The sequence below is a fragment of the Dickeya sp. MK7 genome, assembly GCF_000406305.1.
GTDB classification, from domain to species: Bacteria; Pseudomonadota; Gammaproteobacteria; order Enterobacterales; family Enterobacteriaceae; genus Dickeya; species Dickeya fangzhongdai.
This window is the reverse complement of sequence record NZ_CM001984.1, coordinates 449,187-467,947: the sequence shown is the minus strand read 5'-3', so window position 1 is coordinate 467,947 and position 18,761 is coordinate 449,187. Positions and strand designations below refer to the sequence as shown.

The 18,761-nt window shown below is 54.2% G+C and carries 18 protein-coding genes and 1 tRNA gene; 6 read left to right on the top strand and 13 right to left on the bottom strand.

All coding sequences use genetic code 11. The annotated features are described in order from the left end of the window. Positions 1-187: 187 nt before the first annotated feature. Positions 188-1,498, bottom strand: coding sequence for an MvaI/BcnI family restriction endonuclease (locus tag DXXMK7_RS21520; RefSeq protein ID WP_198677313.1), 1,311 nt, complete (start codon positions 1,496-1,498; stop codon positions 188-190). A 239-nt stretch (positions 1,499-1,737) separates the two neighbouring features. Between DXXMK7_RS21520 and DXXMK7_RS02210 the strand changes: the two genes are divergently transcribed. From DXXMK7_RS02210 to DXXMK7_RS02205, 3 genes are all read left to right on the top strand, one after another. Next, positions 1,738-3,165, top strand: coding sequence for a DNA cytosine methyltransferase (locus tag DXXMK7_RS02210; RefSeq protein ID WP_038917662.1), 1,428 nt, complete (start codon positions 1,738-1,740; stop codon positions 3,163-3,165). Positions 3,166-3,171: 6 nt separating this feature from the next. Continuing rightward, positions 3,172-3,651 carry a very short patch repair endonuclease gene (locus DXXMK7_RS21515; protein WP_071605141.1) on the top strand — a complete coding sequence of 160 codons (480 nt, stop codon included), beginning with the start codon at positions 3,172-3,174 and terminating at the stop codon, positions 3,649-3,651. A 205-nt stretch (positions 3,652-3,856) separates the two neighbouring features. Beyond that, the gene (locus tag DXXMK7_RS02205) at positions 3,857-4,483 is read left to right on the top strand and encodes a LysE/ArgO family amino acid transporter (RefSeq protein ID WP_049842614.1); all 627 of its coding nucleotides are present in this window, start codon (positions 3,857-3,859) and stop codon (positions 4,481-4,483) included. Here DXXMK7_RS02205 and DXXMK7_RS02200 read toward each other — a convergent pair. The 9 genes from DXXMK7_RS02200 to DXXMK7_RS02160 form a co-directional block, all read right to left on the bottom strand. Beyond that, positions 4,443-5,456: a ribokinase gene (locus DXXMK7_RS02200; protein ID WP_038917660.1), complete on the bottom strand. Its 1,014-nt coding sequence runs from the start codon at positions 5,454-5,456 to the stop codon at positions 4,443-4,445. The two genes, DXXMK7_RS02205 and DXXMK7_RS02200, sit on opposite strands and share 41 nt — an antisense overlap. 38 nt (positions 5,457-5,494) lie before the next feature. Further along, the gene (gene alsK, locus DXXMK7_RS02195) at positions 5,495-6,391 is read right to left on the bottom strand and encodes an allose kinase (protein ID WP_123130538.1); all 897 of its coding nucleotides are present in this window, start codon (positions 6,389-6,391) and stop codon (positions 5,495-5,497) included. Further along, a complete protein-coding gene (gene alsE / locus DXXMK7_RS02190) occupies positions 6,388-7,080 on the bottom strand; it encodes a D-allulose 6-phosphate 3-epimerase (RefSeq protein WP_038662881.1) in 693 nt (230 codons plus the stop codon). Before alsE ends, alsK begins: the two co-directional genes overlap by 4 nt. Continuing rightward, positions 7,080-8,144 (bottom strand): ABC transporter permease, encoded by a 1,065-nt coding sequence (locus tag DXXMK7_RS02185; protein WP_038662884.1) that lies wholly within the window; start codon positions 8,142-8,144, stop codon positions 7,080-7,082. Before DXXMK7_RS02185 ends, alsE begins: the two co-directional genes overlap by 1 nt. 19 nt (positions 8,145-8,163) lie before the next feature. Then, on the bottom strand, positions 8,164-9,153 hold the full coding sequence (locus DXXMK7_RS02180; protein WP_038917658.1) for an ABC transporter permease: 990 nt from the start codon (positions 9,151-9,153) through the stop codon (positions 8,164-8,166). Beyond that, entirely contained in the window at positions 9,146-10,651 is a 1,506-nt protein-coding gene (locus DXXMK7_RS02175) for a sugar ABC transporter ATP-binding protein (RefSeq protein WP_038662890.1), read from the bottom strand. Before DXXMK7_RS02175 ends, DXXMK7_RS02180 begins: the two co-directional genes overlap by 8 nt. 3 nt (positions 10,652-10,654) lie before the next feature. After that, complete coding sequence (locus DXXMK7_RS02170; protein ID WP_038917657.1) at positions 10,655-11,635, bottom strand: substrate-binding domain-containing protein; 981 nt, start codon at positions 11,633-11,635, stop codon at positions 10,655-10,657. Continuing rightward, positions 11,635-12,480 (bottom strand): DeoR/GlpR family DNA-binding transcription regulator, encoded by an 846-nt coding sequence (locus DXXMK7_RS02165; RefSeq protein ID WP_038917656.1) that lies wholly within the window; start codon positions 12,478-12,480, stop codon positions 11,635-11,637. The genes DXXMK7_RS02170 and DXXMK7_RS02165 overlap by 1 nt, the downstream gene beginning before the upstream one ends. A 362-nt stretch (positions 12,481-12,842) precedes the next feature. Further along, positions 12,843-13,646, bottom strand: a complete 804-nt coding sequence (locus tag DXXMK7_RS02160) for a hypothetical protein (RefSeq protein WP_038917654.1) — start codon at positions 13,644-13,646, stop codon at positions 12,843-12,845. Positions 13,647-14,195: 549 nt separating this feature from the next. On the opposite strand from DXXMK7_RS02160, the gene DXXMK7_RS02155 reads away from it, so the two are divergent. The 3 genes from DXXMK7_RS02155 to DXXMK7_RS02145 all read left to right on the top strand — a co-directional run bounded on the left by DXXMK7_RS02155 (position 14,196) and on the right by DXXMK7_RS02145 (position 15,973). Beyond that, positions 14,196-14,534, top strand: a complete 339-nt coding sequence (locus DXXMK7_RS02155) for a hypothetical protein (protein WP_038917653.1) — start codon at positions 14,196-14,198, stop codon at positions 14,532-14,534. A 451-nt stretch (positions 14,535-14,985) separates the two neighbouring features. Continuing rightward, on the top strand, positions 14,986-15,243 hold the full coding sequence (locus DXXMK7_RS02150) for a YjhX family toxin (RefSeq protein ID WP_038917652.1): 258 nt from the start codon (positions 14,986-14,988) through the stop codon (positions 15,241-15,243). Between the two features lie 10 nt (positions 15,244-15,253). Continuing rightward, positions 15,254-15,973 (top strand): cyclopropane-fatty-acyl-phospholipid synthase family protein, encoded by a 720-nt coding sequence (locus DXXMK7_RS02145; protein ID WP_193745933.1) that lies wholly within the window; start codon positions 15,254-15,256, stop codon positions 15,971-15,973. A 93-nt stretch (positions 15,974-16,066) separates the two neighbouring features. Here the strand turns inward: DXXMK7_RS02145 and DXXMK7_RS02140 are convergent. The 3 genes from DXXMK7_RS02140 to lptF all read right to left on the bottom strand — a co-directional run bounded on the left by DXXMK7_RS02140 (position 16,067) and on the right by lptF (position 18,532). After that, positions 16,067-16,151, bottom strand: a tRNA-Leu gene (locus DXXMK7_RS02140). Between the two features lie 190 nt (positions 16,152-16,341). After that, on the bottom strand, positions 16,342-17,412 hold the full coding sequence (lptG, locus tag DXXMK7_RS02135) for an LPS export ABC transporter permease LptG (protein ID WP_038917650.1): 1,071 nt from the start codon (positions 17,410-17,412) through the stop codon (positions 16,342-16,344). A gap of 1 nt (position 17,413) precedes the next feature. Continuing rightward, on the bottom strand, positions 17,414-18,532 hold the full coding sequence (lptF, locus tag DXXMK7_RS02130; protein WP_038917649.1) for an LPS export ABC transporter permease LptF: 1,119 nt from the start codon (positions 18,530-18,532) through the stop codon (positions 17,414-17,416). Between the last annotated feature and the right edge of the window lie 229 nt (positions 18,533-18,761).

The following is an 18,761-nucleotide window of genomic DNA, read 5'->3' as shown; positions in this document are numbered from 1 at the left end:
GGTAATCCGTCGACGGCGGATCCCGCGCTCTGAGAGGTAACAGCAGCGTTCAAAATAATGTCCGAAGATGAAAGGCGTGGAGTGCGCGGCAGGCCGCCGCCGCACGTTTTTCGTACCCGTTACCCTACTGGGTTTGGACGGGGGGTGCAATTGATGCATCAAAATATAATTGATTATATAATTCGTATCAGAGTTCACTGATATTAATATTTTCTATATTATCATATATATCTCCAACATCCTTCCATTTCATTCTAAACTGATTCCTCTTTTTAGCCCTCCACTCTTCATTATTATATTTAATATTAACACCCGGATCATAATATATTTTATTCGTAAAAAATGCAGAAATGAACTTTTTAATATTATTACCCTCAGCCAAAGTAACATTTGGCCCGAAGTGATATTCAGGATGCTCACCGGATAACTTATCATAGGAAACAAAACATGTTTTGCTATGCTTACGCCTCCAGTGATCGATTATTTTACTAAAACTCCATCCAGCGGCAATTATTCCACTTGTATTTTTTAGAAAAATACCGCCTTCCGGATCAATAATTTTATCCGCGTGAATATCATAGCCATCAATGCATAAAGTCAGGCCGGTTTTTTGATTATACTCTGATACTTTATGCATCCCTGTAAAATCTATACGTTCAGGCTTCTTACTGCTACCGTAACTATTCATAAACCCATAAATATCAGAAAGATATAATCCTGAATCAGGTTCTGGAGTCATCAATGTTACTACACTGCCAGAATGGGCTTTAAGTTCCCAGTCCATAAAATCAGGCTCAGAACGGCCATTGGGGATTATATTGAACAGACTTTCCAGCGTTAAGCCTGCACCATTTTGTGCTTTATATGGTATTATTGAACCTAAATAATTCATTCGCTGTGAACGTACATAGCCCATATTATAAATCTCTTTAAGATTTTTAATGAGAATGTGTCGGCTATCCTGTAGTAAATAGTAATACTCATAAAATACAGAAAAAACAGAGCGAAGAACACTATTCTCTATAAGATATTTTAATTCACAAGACAGCTCGTCATCCCATGCACTAACATAGGATAAGACTCGGCCTTTACCAATACCCATAACAAGATAGCGATTACTATTTATACGCTGCTGCCGCTCCTCTCCAGTTGGAGGACGCATCAAATGAGACGGGGCAGTAGAGCATCCCTGAAGGATGCCTGAAAGACGCACTTCTGGATAGTCTGGATATAATATAATTTGGGCGCCTTTAGCTTGTTCAGTTGAACCATCAAACGATAACCAGAACCAATCTATTTTCGCTTTAAATATAGCACCTTTTTCAGAAAGTCCCGAACTAACGATATTCCATAAAGGTAAGCCTTTTATCACACTGAAGTCTTTTCCAAAATATATTTGTTGTTTTGAATTATCGTTGTTAGCCAAAGGCTTAACAATAATTCTTGTAACTCCAAGGCTCTTCATCAGCTCAGATAAGCGAGTCATTCCACTAGCCACACCACTCTCCCATGAAAAAGATAATTGGCTTTGTAATTTTATAATGCCATCACAAAAAATATGATTCCATCAAAATAATGCGAGTAAACACACGGTTAGATTCAGATGGCATCATAAATTTCACACTTTTTTCAGACGATAATTCCATAACTGTATATTTATACACCCACAGTCTTTCCTCTGGGTCAATTGAGTGATAAGCTATCACTCAAAATTCCCTTTTAAAATGGCGTAATGTTATGAGTCAGTTGGAATTAGTCCCACAAGAACTACTTGAACAACATGAGCAAGATCAGATACAAAAACTTGAAGAAGATAAAACACTTATAGATCAACTTGTTGAGATCTATGACCAGAAGTACATCGCTGCTGTTTTACGCTCTGTTGGACAAAACGACTGGACCAGAGAAACATTGAATCGGTGGTTGAATGGCAAAGCAGCACCAAAACCGTTTACAAATGCGGAGATCATAAAACTCAAGGGATTACTGCCATCGCCTCCGGCATGTCATCCACACTATCATTTTCGTTTCATTGACCTTTTTGCCGGTATTGGTGGTATTAGAAAAGGATTTGAAGAGATCGGGGGAGAGTGCGTTTTTACTAGTGAATGGAACAAAGACGCAGTAAGAACTTACAAAGCGAATTGGTTTTGCAACCCCAAAAACCATAAATTTAATAATGACATTCGGGATATCACGTTGAGTAATGATCAGACGATAAGCGAGCAACAAGCTTACCAAAACATTGATCAGGAAATACCCGACCATGACGTTCTGCTGGCTGGATTTCCATGTCAGCCGTTCTCTCTTGCGGGCGTATCTAAGAAAAACTCGCTGGGCAGAGCACATGGGTTTGAATGTGAAACGCAGGGCACTCTCTTTTTTGATGTTGCACGAATTATTGCATCTAAGAAGCCGGCTATTTTCCTTCTCGAAAATGTAAAAAACTTAAAAAGTCATGATAAGGGAAAAACGTTTCGGATTATTATGGAAACGTTGAATGAACTTGGTTATATCGTAGCTGATTCAGAACACATTGGCTCGGATGATCCTAAAATTATTGATGGAAAAAATTTCCTTCCTCAACATAGAGAGCGTATTGTATTAGTTGGATTCAGAAAAGATATGAATATACACAAAGGCTTTACACTAAAAGACATTAAAAAACTCATACCAGAAAGCCGCCCAACGCTGTCTGAACTATTAGATAATAACATAGATAGTAAATATATATTAACACCATTACTATGGAAGTATCTTTATAATTACGCAAAGAAACATCAGGCTAAAGGAAATGGCTTTGGTTTTGGTCTCGTAAATCCGCATGATAAAAATAGCACAGCACGAACTCTATCGGCACGCTATCATAAAGATGGCTCAGAAATTCTGATAGACAGAGGCTGGGATAAAGAACTAGGTGAAAAAGATTTCGATAATAGCCTAAACCAGGACAAGCGTCCGCGCCGTCTGACCCCCAGAGAATGCGCACGTCTCATGGGCTTTGAGAAACCCGGGAAGTCTGAATTTAAAATCCCTGTTTCTGATACACAAGCATACCGCCAGTTTGGTAATTCTGTTGTAGTACCCGTATTTTCTGCTGTAGCTAAATTACTAAAACCATATATCGAAAAGGCTATCGAAAATACAGAAAAAAAGGAGATTTGATAAAAAATGGCTGATGTTCATAAACCAGAAATTCGCAGAAAAAACATGAAAGCGATTCGCAATCATGACACAGCCATTGAATTAAAAATATCCGATATACTCGTTCAACTTGGGTTCGAATTTCGAACCCAGGTTAAAGATATGCCGGGAAGGCCTGATTTCGTAATCGATGAATATCACAAAGTCATCTTCACTCATGGTTGTTTCTGGCATCATCATAACTGTTATCTATTCAAAGTCCCCGCAACAAGAACTGAGTTCTGGTTAGAAAAAATAGGCCAGAATGTCACCAGAGACAGAAGGAATAATGAAGAATTAACTTCTGGTGGATGGAGTATTTTGCTTATATGGGAGTGTGCTATTCGTGGCCGACATAAACTTTCAGATCAGAGTATTTCTGAACGTATAGAAGAATGGATCTGCGCAGGAGACTATTCAGCTGAAATAAACACATCAGGATTGCATCATCTTAAAATTTCGTTTTGATACCCCACAAAATTCTTCTTATCAACATATTACTATCGCTGTAATAATATATATTATTAAAAAAACTGATTGCCGATTAAATCTATTCATTGGCCTTAGCGCCGTAATTTATCAATGATGCACGCCGAGCGCCGGACGCGGGGAATAATGCCCGCCCCGGCCTCATTCCTCACGTTATTGATTCATTAGGGATTAAAGAGAAACCATGCCAATGCCTGTTTTTATCACCGGTTTTATGACCAGTGCCGGTTTGATCGTCGCGATCGGCGCGCAGAATTCGTTCGTGTTGCGTCAGGGGATGCGCCGGGAGCACGTGTTCTGGGTCAGTTCGGTGTGCTTTTTATGCGATATGGCGCTGATGACGCTCGGCGTGCTGGGTCTTGGCAAAATCATCAACGACAGCAAACCGGCGATCACCGCGCTGACGCTGGCCGGGGTGCTGTTTCTGCTGTGGTACGGTTATAACGCGCTGAAAAGCGCCTGGCGCGGCAACAATCAGCTGACGCTCACCACGCAGGGCGACGGCCTGCGCCGCCGGCGCACGGTGATCGGCGCCTGTCTGGCGGTCAGCCTGCTGAATCCACATGTCTATCTGGACACGGTGGCGATCATCGGCGGCATTTCCTCCGGCATCGCCCCCGACCTGAAACTGTTTTATCTGGCCGGCTCCATCAGCGCGTCGTTGATCTGGTTCTACACCATCGGCTACACGGCCGCCGCCTGCTCGCGCTATTTCTCCAACCCGCTAACCTGGCGCATCATCGATAGCCTGATCGGCTGCTACATGATTTTTATGGCGTTTCAGCTGTGTCGTTTTCTGTATCAGCAATAACGCTATCCGACGCGGTCGCTCCGCCGCGCAGCCACTCGATTGCCAGCGCCGGCCAGGCTTGCAGGCGCGCCAGCGCATCGGCGTAGAGCGGCATGGCGTTGGCTGCGCCTTCCCGTTCAACGCACACCGCCGCGTAGGCGGAGGCGAACAGCGCCGCCTCGGCCAGCGCTTCCCCCGCCGCCAGCCGGGCCGCCAGCGCGCCGTTGAAGGCATCGCCCGCGCCGGTGGTGTCTTTCGGTTGCGCCGGGAATACCGGAATACGCGCCAGACTGTCGCCGGTGGACAGCAGCGCGCCCTGCGTGCCCAGCGTAATCAGCAGTGTCGCCACGCCCTTGTCGTGCAGCACCTCGGCGGCGCGTTGGGCGCTGTCCCAGTCACTGACGGCGACGCCGGTGAGTTGAGCTGCTTCGGTGCTGTTGGGGGTGAGCAGATCGACGTGACGCAGAAAAGCGTTGCTGACCTTCTGCCACGGCGCCGGGTTGACGATGACGTAGGTGCCCGCCTCGCGGGCGGTGTCCATCATGCGCTGAATGGCGCTCAGATTATTTTCCAGTTGCATCAAAAGGATGTCTGCCGCCGCCACCGTCGGCCGACAGCGGGCGACTTCGACGGCGGTGACGGTGAGATTGGCGCCGGGGTAGACCGAAATCATGTTCTCGGCGTCGTCGCCCGCCACATAAATCAGCGCGTTGCCGGTCGGTTTTTCCTTGCAGGTGAACAGGGTGATGGCGTCAAAACCGCTGTGTTCCAGATGGCGACGGGCGTAGGAGCCGAAATCATCCCGCCCGACCTTGCCGATATAGTGCACCCGCGCCCCGGCCCGCATCGCCGCCATCGCCTGATTGGCGCCCTTGCCGCCCGGCCCCATCATACTGTGCTGGGCAATCAACGACTCGCCGGGTGCCGGAAAGCGCTGCATGTGCGAGACGATATCCAGATTGAACGAGCCAAACACGCACACCTTACCTTTCATACCTGCTCTCCCCAAATATGTCATCGCCCCACATCACGTTATCTCCCGAAATAACGTTCCGCCGCCAGACAGGCGCCGCGGCATCCGGTGTGATCGGTGGCGGCGCTGACGACCAGTTTCAGCCCGCGCCGGGTCACCGGCGGGCGCAGATGGCGCACCAGCAGCGACTGAAGCTGTTCGAGCGGGAAGTCCGTCATCGCCAGCACCCCGCCGCCCAGAATCAGGTATTCCGGGTCCAGAATATTCATTTCCGCCGCGATGGTTTTCGCCAACCGGTCGATGAACGCGCGCAGATCCGGGTGGTCGCGCTGTGCCGAAAACAGCGCTGAGAGCGGCAGCTCCGGGCAGTGCGCCTGCGCCCACTGACTCAGCCAGTGACCGCTGGCGATAGTCTCTACGCAGCCTTCGTTGCCGCACGGGCAGGCCAGCGGATTGTCCGGCCACGGAATGTGCCCCAGTTCGCCGGAGCCGCCGTGCCGGCCGTGGTAGAACTGGCCGTTGAGCCACAGGCTGTTGCCCATGCCGGTGCCGAGGTACACCCCCACCGCATGCTGCGGCAGGCGTTCCAGTTGCAGCAGGTCCCACAGCATCAGGTGGTTGACGTCTTTGTCCATCGCCACCGGCACGCCCACCCGCTCCGCCAGTTGGCGCGCTACCGGTTGATCATCCAGCGCGGGGATAAACGGCAGCGACACCACCTGCTGGCGGTCGTGGCTGAGGATACCCGGCAGCCCCAGCATTACGCCGCCGATGGCGCAGTCAGCCGCCGCCAGCGCCGGACGCAGCACCCCGGCCAGCGCGCCGAGCGCGTCCGGCTGACGCGCCCAACTGGCGGTAGGCACTTTGTGAAATCCTGACCAGCGACGCTGCGCGTCCATCACCAGCAACCGGGTGCTGGTGCCGCCGATATCCACCCCCAACCAGCCGGTCATCACGCGGACTCGCTTAGCGCGCCCTTCGCCTGCGCGATGTGTCCTTGCATCAGGTCCCACGCCTGCTCCAGCCGGTCGTGCAGGCCGAACAGACCGGAGGTGCCGACGATCAGCACCTCGGCTCCCGCCGCCAGCAACGTGCCGTAAGTGCGCTGGTTGCAGGAGCCGTCCACCTCGATCAGATAGCGGTGGCCGTGCCGCGCTTTCAGATCGCGCAGTTCCGCGATCTTGTTCACCATTTCCGGAATAAACGGCTGGCCGGCGTAACCGGGATCCACCGTCATCACCGTGATCTTGTCCAGCAGGTGAATGTAGTGACGAATAAACGACACCGGCGTCGCCGGGTTGAGCACCACGCCGACCCGGCGATTCAGCGCGCGGATCTGGTTGATGACCCGGAACGCATCGCGGTTGATGGTTTCGGCGTGCGGGCAGATCACGTCCGCCCCGGCCTTCGCCACCGCGTCGATAAAATCGGTCGGCGCTTCCACCATCAGATGCACGTCGATAGCCACGCGGGTAAACGGCCGAATCTGCTCGATGAAAAACGGCGACAGGGTGATGTTCTTGACGTAGTGCCCATCCATGATGTCCACGTGCAGAAAATCGGCCCGGGTGTCCAGCACCGCCAGTTGCTGCTTAATCTCCATGAGATTCATGCACATCAGCGAGGGGGAGAGTTGAGTACGCATCAGACGTCCTTTTTATCGTTTAACGGTGACTGGCGGGCCAGCCGCACGCTGCGGCGCACGGCCCGGTAATGGATGTACTGGTTTTTGAAGAACTTGAGCGACAGCACCACGATCAGCACCGCGCCCCACATCGCCAGGCTGAAGTGCTGGCTGATGTTCAGCAGGTTGAAACCGGTGGAGAGGATCTGTAGCGCCACCAGCGCCAGCACCACGCCGGTGACGCGGCCGAAACCGCCGTTGGGGTCGGCGCCGCCGAGAATGATCGCCAGCACCGTCAGCAGCAGGTAGGAATCGCCGTAGCCGATGCGCGCCGAGTTAAAGCGCGCCATCATCACCAGCCCGGCCAGCACGCACAGCAAGCTGGAGATGACGTACACCAGCACCAGCATGCGGTGGGTGTTGATGCCGCTGAACCAGGTGGCGTTGATGTTGCTGCCGCCCATATAGATGCACTTGCCGGCGCGGGTTTTGCCGAGGAACAGCGCCATCGCCGCGGCCGCCAGCAGGAACAGGTAGAGCGGCAGCGGCACGCCGAGCAGGGTGCCGGAACCGAGCGTGCGCACCACCTCCGGCATACCGCTCACCGCCGCGCCGCGCGTCAGCCAGATGCCGATGCCGTTGACCGTCATCATGGTGGCGAGCGTCACCAGAATCGGGTGCGCGCCCACTTTGGTCACCATCAACCCGGTGACGCCGCCGATCAGCACCGCAATCGCCACCGCCCCCAGCACGCCGATGCCGAGCCACAGCAGTTGCAGCGCGGTGCCCGCGCCGGACGGCAGATAATTCAGCAGCACCCAGGCGATAAACAGGCTGGTAAGGTTGGCGGTGGCGATGATGCACAGATTCAGGCCGCCGCTCAGGATGGCGACGAACATCGCCAGCGTGAACAGCCCCAGTTCCGGCAACTGGAACGCCATGCTCATGAAGGTGGAGCCGGTGAAAAAGCGCCCCGGCAGCGCCAGCGTAAAGGCGGCGACAGCAACGGCGATCAGCAGCAACAGACCGGGATGCGCGCCGCCCGCCAGACGGACAGCGGCGCGTAACCGGGTAACGGGGTTCATGGCGGAATACGCCTGTCGTTCAGGTAAAACTGACATCGGTTTCCTTCCGTTTCTTGTAGTGGGTAACGGTTATCGCCAGCATGATCACCGCGCCGATGACGATGTTCATGAAGTAGCTGGAGACGCCAATCAGGTTGAGGCCGTTTTTGAGGATGGCGATCAGAAATACGCCCATCAGCGTACCGGTGACGGTGCCTTTGCCGCCCATCAGGCTGGCGCCGCCCAGCACGGTGGCGGCCAGCACATCCAGTTCGCCGCCCACCAGTGCGTTCGGCACCACCTCGCCGACGCGGTAGACCTGCACCAGCCCGCCAACCGCCGCCATCACGCCGAGGTAACCGTAAGCCAGCAGGTGGATCAGCCCGACGCGAATGCCGATGCGCCGCGCCGACTCCTGATCGCCGCCGGTGGCGTACAGCTGGCGGCCAAGGTGGGTTTTGTTGAGCAGGATCCAGGTGAACAGCGCGATCGCCAGCATCAGCGTCAGCGGCAGGCCAAGCTGATAACTCTGACCATTGACGCTAAACGGCAGCACGCTACGCAATGTCACCCACCACTCCGGCAGGCTATACAGGCTGTGGCCGTTGGTGAGCCACATCAGCAGCCCGAACAGCAGCGACTGCATACTGATGGTGATGATGATCGACACGATGCGCAGCGAATAGATCAGCACCGCGTTGATCATGCCGAACAGCGCGCCGCACAGCACCGCCAGCCCGACGCCGAGCAGCGGATTGTCGATGCCGGCGCGTACGAACAGCGAGGCGATCAGGTACTGCGTCACCGAGGCCACCGCCGCGAACGAAATGTCGATGCCGCCGGTCACCAGCACCACGAACAGCCCCAGCGCGAAAATACCGGTGACGGCGTAGGTATCCGCCAGGTCGAGCAGGTTCTGCAACGTCAGGAACTGGTCGCTGGCGAGCGAGAAAAACACCACGAAACACAACAGCACCCAGGCCAGCCAGCCCTGACTCGACTGCGGTTTCAACCAGGATACGTCAGGCATTGATCACCTCCGCCAGTTGCTGCTGCGCGATGTCGTGCGGCCGGTATTCGGCGTGGATGGTGCCGTCCTGAAAATGCAGTACCCGGTCGCAGTTGTAGTAGACCTCCGGCACTTCATCGGAAATCAGGATGATGGCCAGCCCCTCGCGGGCCAGTTGGTGGATCAACTGATAGATGCTGGCCTTGGCGCCCACGTCCACCCCGACGGTAGGCGAGTCGAGGATCAGGATCCGCGGTTGGGTCAGCACCCATTTCGCCAGCACGATCTTTTGCTGGTTGCCGCCGGACAGCGTGGAGATCGCCTGATCCGGATCCGCCACCCGCACGCCCAGTTGCTGGATCCAACGCAGGATCAGCGTGTTCTTGCGGTATTCGTCGATCAGGTGGAAGCGGTTGCGCAGTTGATCGAGGATGGTCAGCACCATGTTGTCCGCCACCGACTGCTGCTGGATCAGCCCCAGCGTTAGCCGGTCTTCCGATACATAGCCGATACCGGATTTGATGGCGTCTTCATGGTTGCGAAAGCGCACCGGTTTGCTGTCGAGCCAGATTTTGCCGCCGTCGGGTTGGGTCATACCGAACAGCGACAGCGCCAGTTCGGTGCGCCCGGAGCCAAGCAGGCCGCACAGCCCCAGCACTTCGCCCTGATGCAGCCGGAAACTGACATCGTGGTACTGCCCGGCGCGGCTCAGCCGTTCCACCTCCAGCAACACGCGATCCGGATCGCCGGTGGGCGTTTTCAGTTGGTAGTCGAGCTTCAGGCCGGTCATCAGTTCGGTCAGCCGGGCGCCGTCCATCTCGCTGGCGGGCCAGGTGCCGACCTTGCGGCCATCGCGGATCACCGTCACCCGATCGGAGATCTCCAGCACCTCGTCCAGCCGGTGGCTGACGAACACCACGCAGATGTTTTTGTCCTTCAGGTAACGCACGGTGCGCAGCAATTGATTAACTTCGGTGCGGGTGAGCGAGGCGGTCGGCTCGTCCATGATCACCAACCGCGCGTCCGCTACCAGCGCCCGGCAGATCGCCACCTGCTGACGTTGCGCGATGGACAGCGCCGCTACCTTTGCATCCAGTTGTAAGTCAAACTGCAACTCGCTGATGATGCGCTGCGCGGTGTCCCGCACCCGGCGGGCGCTGTACCAGCCGAACAGCCCGTTCAGGTTGTGCTCGAAGGCGATATTCTCCGCCACGCTCAGGTTAGGAAACAGCGACAGATCCTGATAGATCACCTGAACGCCAAAATCGCGCGCCTGCCGGGCGGTGAGGCGGGCGATCGTGTCGCCCTCCCCCAGCCGGATACGGCTGCCGCTGTCTGGGGCATGCACCCCGGCGATCACCTTGATCAAGGTACTTTTGCCACAGCCGTTGGTGCCGGCCAGACAGTGCACTTCTCCCGCCATCAGCGACAGCGAGATATCGCTCAGCGCCCGGTTGCCGCCAAAGGTCTTCGACAGGTTATCCAGCGCAATCAGCGTCTGTGGTTCGGCCGCGTTCATCGCTTACAGCCCCATTTTGACCAGTTTCGGCAGGTTGGTTTTATCCAGGCTCTCGGTGGTGTTGCCGAGGATGGTGTGGGTCTGGCTATCCACCTTCACCTTGCCCAGGCCGTCGATGGTCATGCCGTCGGTGATGGCTTCCTTCTTCTGGATCATGTCCGCCAGCCGCACGAATACCTCGCCCGCCGTCATCGGGTTCCAGATATAGCCGCCCTTGATGGTGCCGCGGTTGACCAGCGACTGGCCCTGACCGGGGCTGAACGAACCGATAACGCAGATCTGGTCAATCTTATTGCGCGCCATCACCGCCCGCCCGGCGCCGATCGGCCCCTGTGAACCAAAGGCGATGATGCCTTTCAGGTCGGGGTATTTGGACATCAGTTCGTTGGTGGTGCGGATGGAGTCATCCAGCGATTCGCCGACGCCGAACTTGTCCGCCACCAGTTGCATCTTCGGGTAATGGGCTTTCTGCCACGCCACGGCGGAATCAACCCAGGCGTTGTGCAGCGGCACCGTCAGGCTGCCGACGTAAGCGGCGTATTTGCCCTCGCCTTTCATGCAGTCCGCCAGCGCTTTCATGTGGTTCTCGCCGTGGGTTTTGGCGTCCACCAGTTCAAAATCCCAATCGGCGTATTGCTGCCCCGGCGACTCATGCACCAGCACCTTGATGCCCGCTTCCTGCGCGCGTTTCAGCACCGGTTCCAGCACCTTCGGGTCGTTCGGCACCACGCCGATGATGTCCACCTTCTGGGCGATCAGATCTTCGATGGCGCGCACCTGAAGCGCCGGGTCCGCCGAGGTCGGCCCCACCTGCCAGGCATCGATGCCGCGTTTGGCCGCTTCGCTCTTGATGCCGGCTTCCATGGCGTTGAACCACGGAATGCCGCCGATTTTCACCACCACCCCCATGCGCAGCTTATCGGCGGCGTGGGCAGAAGCGGCGAACAGCGCCAGCAGGGTACAGGCGAGTAAGGTTCTTTTCATTATGCTTCTCCGATCGAGTTATTAATTAACTGCATGGCGGACGGCCGTTGCGAGCAATCGATAATATTGACGCCATTCCATGCCAGTTCCTGTTGAAGCGCTTTATCTTTCAAACTGTCGGTAATCAGAAAATCCACATCGCGGTAATGACAAATACGGGCGAATGACGGATGAGAAAATTTACTGGCGTCCATTAATAAATATTTTCTTTCCGACGCCAGCAGCATTTGTTGTTTTAAATGGGCGCTATTTTCATTTCCCTCGCGTAAATAACCGTCATTGCCCAGACTGCTACAGGAAAAGAAAATCTTATTAATTAAAAACTCCTTTAACGGTTGCTCCGCCACCACACCACTAAAATCTTCATAGCGATCGGAATATTCCCCGCCCAGACAAATGGTGCGAATATTGCCTTTCGGCGCCAGCGTTTGCACCGTACGCAATGAATTGGTTAATACCGTTAATTCAATATCCGGTAATTGCCGCGCCAGAAACCAACAGGTGGTGCTGCTGTCCAGTAAAATACAATCGCCGGGGCTGATAAAATCCAGCGCACGTTTAGCCATTTGCATTTTCTGCGACACATTTTCATTCATGCGCTGACGAAATGTGGCTTCCTGTTCGCTGTGGCCGTTTGTTATATTCGGAATATTTCCCTGGCTGCGCTGCGCGATAACCGCGCCGCCGTGACTGCGTAATAACACGCCTTTCTTTTCCAGCAGCGATAAATCCCGCCGGATGGTTTCCTGCGACACCTGGCATAACCTCACCAGCTCTGAAACCAATACACGACCATGCACGGTTAATTGCTCGACAATGCGCTGCTGACGCTCAATCGGCAACATGGCGACCTCCTGTGGGAATAAAGGTAATGGATAGCGGGAACACAAAATGTGCCCTGGGCAAAAGACCGGGGGCAGGAAAATGGCGGGGCTGCATTCAGTGATCCTGGTGGAAAATAAAAATGAAATTTGCATCACCGGCAGATTAAAAGGTGATGAATATCACAAAAAAGTGCCGTTTTAACGGCCATCATCGCGCCTTAACATAAGCACGCTAATAAATGTAGCAATAAATTAACCTGCCCGAATGTGACCGTTTCTGTGGATTTGACCGGTTTGAGAGAACAACGAGGAAGAGCAACATCAGAAGACGGAGCGGCGCACCACACACCACCCCGATAAAAGACATGAAGAATGCAACGATACTACGCGCCGCGATATGCCGTATTGGCGCCCATACCGCTAACATACACATTATGCGCCAGCCCGGTTTCCTTCATCGCTTCCCAGAAATTAACGTCTTTCACCAGCGCTGACAGGCTTTGCCACTGCAACGCGCTCCCCGCAACGCCTTTGCGCTGATACAGACCGAACCAGCCGGAAAAACCGTACGATTCCGCCACCGGCGCCAGCACCACCACCGTCGAGGACGGATTACCGTGCGCCTGCCGCATCCGTTCAAGCCAGCCTAACAGTTGCGACGGCGACAGCGGTTGACCGTCATGTCCATGCAATACCCCTGCGTAGAGGCAGGTCGGCTGGGGTTTGAGCTCCAGAAAATCGCTCGCCGACATGTCTTTGCCGGTCAGATGATTGTCGCTCCAACCCTGCGGCGAGATGCAGATATCCCCTTGCTCAACGGCGCCAAACAAATCCAGCCCCAGCAGCAGGTAATGTTTGTCTGGCAATACGTGGTCTTCCTGCGCGATCACCGGCAGCGCCAGATCGGCGCCGGGTACCCACTCCGGCGTAAACTCTTCTTTCACGGAGAAAATCTTCTCAATCTGGTGGATGTTTTGCCGGGCGTTGAAATCACACCGGTAGAGAATATCGAAAAAGGTTTCACCCTCAATGTCGCGGGTAATCACCGACGGCGGCACCGGCATCGCCAGCCCCAGCGCATTCAACAATTCGGGCAGATAATTAAGCGATGCCGCTTCCGCATCGGTGTTGGTATCACGCACCCAGGATTTCCGGCGATGTTGTTCTTTCAAATGGTAGCCTTTCATGGTGTTTCTCCCGACAGATGAATGTCTTCACACCATAATTCAGCACGAAAAAATCCCTCTGGTGGTAAATGGGGAAAAATGGGGGAGGAATGGGGTCTTCCGGCAAATCATTGCTTCAAAATAAAAAATTATCAGTCCCTAAAAGGGACATAACAAACGACTCAGAGAAGGATGTATTTCCCTTGCAACGGCAAGGTACCAGCAAGTACAAACTCACTGCATAACTACACTTTGCGAGGCACATTCCAAAACGCATCGCAACACCACTGTAAATTCATCCAGCCTCTTTCACCCGGTTGGCCGCTGGCATAGAGTGTCTGTGCTGCGGCAACGTCCGCAGCCGGGACTGGAACCCCCGACTATCTCAGGACTGAAAAACGCTTTGTTTTTTCAGGGGCTGCGTGCACACTCGTTACGGTGACGCAGGCAGGGCAACCGCAAGGTTGACCGGTCTTCTTGAGAGCCGGGGTTCCAACCCTGTCTGTGTCACCACCAAGTTTGGAACCCTTGAGTGGTGACGTGCTGATACTATCTCAAGGAAAACAGACTATGACGGACACCCACGCCACACCCACTGACAGTAGCATCAACATTTTCCGCGACCTGATCGCCAGCCTGCCGTTCTATCAGCTTGATGAGGTTCAACTGTGTGACCTTGGCGCTATCGCCGCTGAATCCGTCGCCGGGCTGTGCCACGGGCTTCACGAACTCGGCGATCGGTTGCAAAACGGCGCCGACATCGAACCCGAACAGCGCTACCAGTTGGGCGCCAGCCTGAATGCCGCCGCGCACCTAATCCCGGCGCTGCTGGAAATCTGCGAACAGGCGGAACGCCACACACGAGTGGTGCCGCATGCGAGCGAATTGATACCGCTCTACGTTATTTAAGTTCACCAGCATGGCCTGACCGCCGTTGACGGCACACTGCGATAGATGCCGGAGTCTGGATGAGTTGAACGATGTCGCAGTCATTGAACACGGTGAGTAATAAAACCGGCAGTGGCGGTGCGGTATGACGAATGATATAGCGACTATCTGGCCCCAAAACCGCGTCTTATATTCCCGTCCTGACGGACGGGACTTTACACCGCACTGGATAACATTATCAGAAATCACATTTCTACTGCGGGAGCGCTTTTAAAAAATCTAAGTGTGCTAGCCTTAACAGCGTAATGACCTTTCAACTCGTACCGAGGCTTTGATGCTGGAGAATGTAATCATCAGATAATCAGCTTTCCGACCTTCTCAGGCCGGACTGGTTATCGCTGCGCTTAAACTTTACGCAAACACCTGCGGGTGTTGGCTCGTTTTAGCACATGATGATTAACAGGTTTCCAGTATGAACTTATCCCGTCAGGAACAACGTACCTTACACGTTCTCGCTAAAGGCGGTTGTATTGCGCACGTGCGCGATGCTTCTGGGCACATCACTTCCGTTGAATGTTATAGCCGCGAAGGACTGCGACTCAGCGACTGCACGCTGGCCGTCTTCAAAAAACTTAAAACCAAAAAACTGATCAAATCCGTCAATGGTCAGCCGTACCGCATCAACACCACCGGGCTGAACACCGTTCGCGCCCAACCGGACAACCGTTAAGGTACTGGTGATGAATATGCCTATTAATACCCCTTTTACCGATAGTTATGACAAAGCTTTTCTGCTGGACACGATGATGGGGCCGAATGCCATGCGCATTACGGAAGAAATGGCCAATATGCTCCCCATTTCGCCGGGCATGCGTATCCTTGACCTTGGTTGCGGGAAAGGAATTTCGTCCATCCTGCTGGCGGAAAAGTACGACGTGACGGTGTTTGCCGCCGATTTATGGATCCCCCCGACCGAAAACGCACAGCGGTTCACCAGTCTGGGGGTTGATTCTAAAATTTTTCCCCTGCGGGTAGACGTAACGAAGGAGATCCCCTTTGCTGATGAATACTTTGACATGATCATCAGCGTGGACGCCTGGCAGTACTTTGGCAGCAACGACGGCATGCTGGCGAAACTGCTGCCTTTTGTGAAAAAAGGCGGGCTGATAGCGGTTGCCGTCCCCGGTTTTATACAGGACTACTCAGAAGGCAACTTGCCCGAAGTAGTCAAACCTTTCTGGACACCAGACTGGTATTTTTATTCCTGTCACTGGTGGAAAACATTATGGGAAAAAGAATCCGGCATAGAAATTACCATGCTGCGCGAAATGGATTCATGCCGGCAGGCGTGGGATGACTTTATGGAATGCACGCTTGCTCAGGAAATGATGGTTCCCATCATGGAGGCGGGGGCCGGAGAGTATTTCAACATTATTCAAATCGTGGGACGGAAAAAATAAGATTAAAAGTTTATTTAATAGTCAAATATGAACATTAATAGACGATGACGGACACAAAAAAAGCCACCCGAAGGTGGCTTGATTTTTGAATTTTGGTGCCGAAGGCCGGACTCGAACCGGCACGTATTTCTACGGTTGATTTTGAATCAACTGCGTCTACCGATTTCGCCACTTCGGCACGAAGTAGTACTTTGCGGAAAACGTGGTGGATTATACCGTGGTGCGGGCCCGGCGCAACCCCAATCCGTCGTATGGCGTTGCGAGCGCTGAAAAAATCGCCGTTGTCGGGACGATATCGGTGGATGGCAGAGAAGTCTGACAAAAAAACGGGCGTGCCGCAGGCCCGCCCGTTTGGTGGGAAAGATGACTTAGCGCCGTTTCAGCAGCAGCATGATGCTGATAAACAGGAACAACGCACTCGGCAACAAAGCGCCCAGCACCGGCGGAATGTGGTACACCAGACTGAGCGGGCCGAAGATCTGATCCAGCACGTAGAACATAAAGCCAAAGCTGATGCCGATAATGATACGCACACCAGCCGGCACGCTGCGTAGCGGACCAAAAATAAATGACAGCGCCATCAGCATCATCACCGCCACCGACAGCGGGGCAAACAGCTTACTCCACATGTTGAGCTGATAGCGGCTCGCTTCCTGGCCGCTCTGGTGCAGGTAGTTGATATAGTCGAACAGACCGCGGATCGATAACGCATCCGGATCCAGCGCCACCACGCCGAGCTTGTCCGGCGTCAGGTTAGTTTTCCACTCTCCGCTCACCGTCTGGCTGCCGCCAATCTGCTTGTTGTCGCGCAGGTCGGATTCTTCCACCTGCGACAGTTTCCAGGCGCCGTTCTCATACACCGCCGACGACGCGTAGCGTATCGATAACAGTTTGCTCTGTTTGTCGAAGTGATAGATATTGACCCCGGCCAGCTCGTTTTCTCCCGCCACCCGCTGGATATAGACAAAATCATTGCCGTCTTTGGCCCATAACCCGCCCTGGGTTGATAACATCGAGCCGCCGTACATCATCTGGGAACGGTAATTACGGGCCATCTGCTCGCCCGCCGGCGCCAGCCATTCGCCAATCGCCATGGTCAGCAGCACCAGCGGAATAGCGGTTTTCATCACCGCGGCGGCAATCTGTAAACGGGTAAAGCCGGAAGCCTGCATCACCACCAGTTCACTGCGGGTCGCCAGTGTGCCAAGCCCGAGCAGGGCGCCCAGCAACGCGGCCATCGGGAAGAAAATCTCAATATCTTTCGGCATGCTGAGCAGGGTATACAGCCCGGCGCCCATCACCGAGTAACCGCCCTGCCCGACTTTGCGTAGCTGATCGACAAATTTGATGATGCCGGAGAGCGACACCAGCATGAACAACGTCATCATGATGGTGTTGAAAATGGTTTTACCGATATAGCGGTCCAGTACGCGAAACATCTCAGGCCGCTCCTTTTATTTTCTGACGATTGCCCGATTTCAGGCTGGCGCGAATTTTACGCGCCGGCACGCTGTCCCACAGGTTCAGGATGATGGCAAGCGTAAGATAGGCCAGATTGGTCAGCCAAATCCACACCATCGGGTCAAGCTTACCTTTGCCGGCGTTGGAGCGTAGCGAACTCTGCAACAGGAAGAACACCAGATACAGCAACATGGCGGGCAGCATGCTCAGTACCCGGCCCTGACGCGGGTTAACCACGCTCAGCGGCACCACCATGATAGCCATCACCAACACCGACAAAATTAGCGTCAACCGCCAGTGAAACTCGGCTCGGGCGGCGATATCCGACGAACGCCACAGTGTTTGCATATCCATCTGATCGACGTTATTCGGATCGAGCGCGACCGGCTGGTAACCGATAATCGCCTGATAATCGATGAAGTCGGTAATGCGAAAATCGCGCAGCATCGCCGTGCCTTCATAGCGGGTGCCCTTGTTCAGCGTCACCACCTGGGAACCGTCGCTGCGTGCCGCAACCGTGCCGCTCTCCGCCACGACCACCGACGGTCGGGAGTTCTCGCGCGGATGCAATTGCGCCAGGAACACCCGCTCAAAATCACTGCCGTTCGCCTTGCCGACGAACAACACCGAGCTGCCGTCCTGCGTCTGCTGGAACTGGCCTTCCGCCAGCGACGCCATGCCCGGGTTGGCGCGCGCCTCCGCCAGCACTTCATCCTGATGGCGCGACGACCAGGGGCTCAGCCACAGCACGTTTGCGGCGGCGAGCGCCCCCGTCAGCAGCGACAGCAACAGCGCGGCCTTGAGCAACACGCCTTTGCTCAGCCCGCAGGCATGCATGACGGTGATTTCGCTTTCAGCATAGAGCCGCCCGAAGGTCATCAGCAGCCCGAGGAACAGACTCAACGGCAGAATCAGTTGCGCCATCGCAGGCACGCCCAGCCCCAGCAGGGACAAAACCAGATTCGTCGGGATGTCGCCGTCCACGGCAGCGCCCAATATCCGCACCAGTTTCTGACAGAAAAAAATCAGCAACAGGACAAACAGAATGGCCACCTGGCTCTTAAAGGTTTCCCGTACCAGATATCGAATGATGATCACGCTTAATTACGCCTGTGAAAACTTGTATTTTTGCAGGAAAGTCGATAGTTTTTTCGCTAACTCGCCATTTACACTCATTTGTGGCAACCTTCGTAGCTAAAGCTTTATTAAAATATCCCTGTTTGTAGGATGTTTATCAGAACCTGCTGAGTATCCTCTGCACAGATTCGCTACGTCGTTTAGATTAACACAGGTTATGTTAACGCAACGGCGGGAAAATATTACGGAA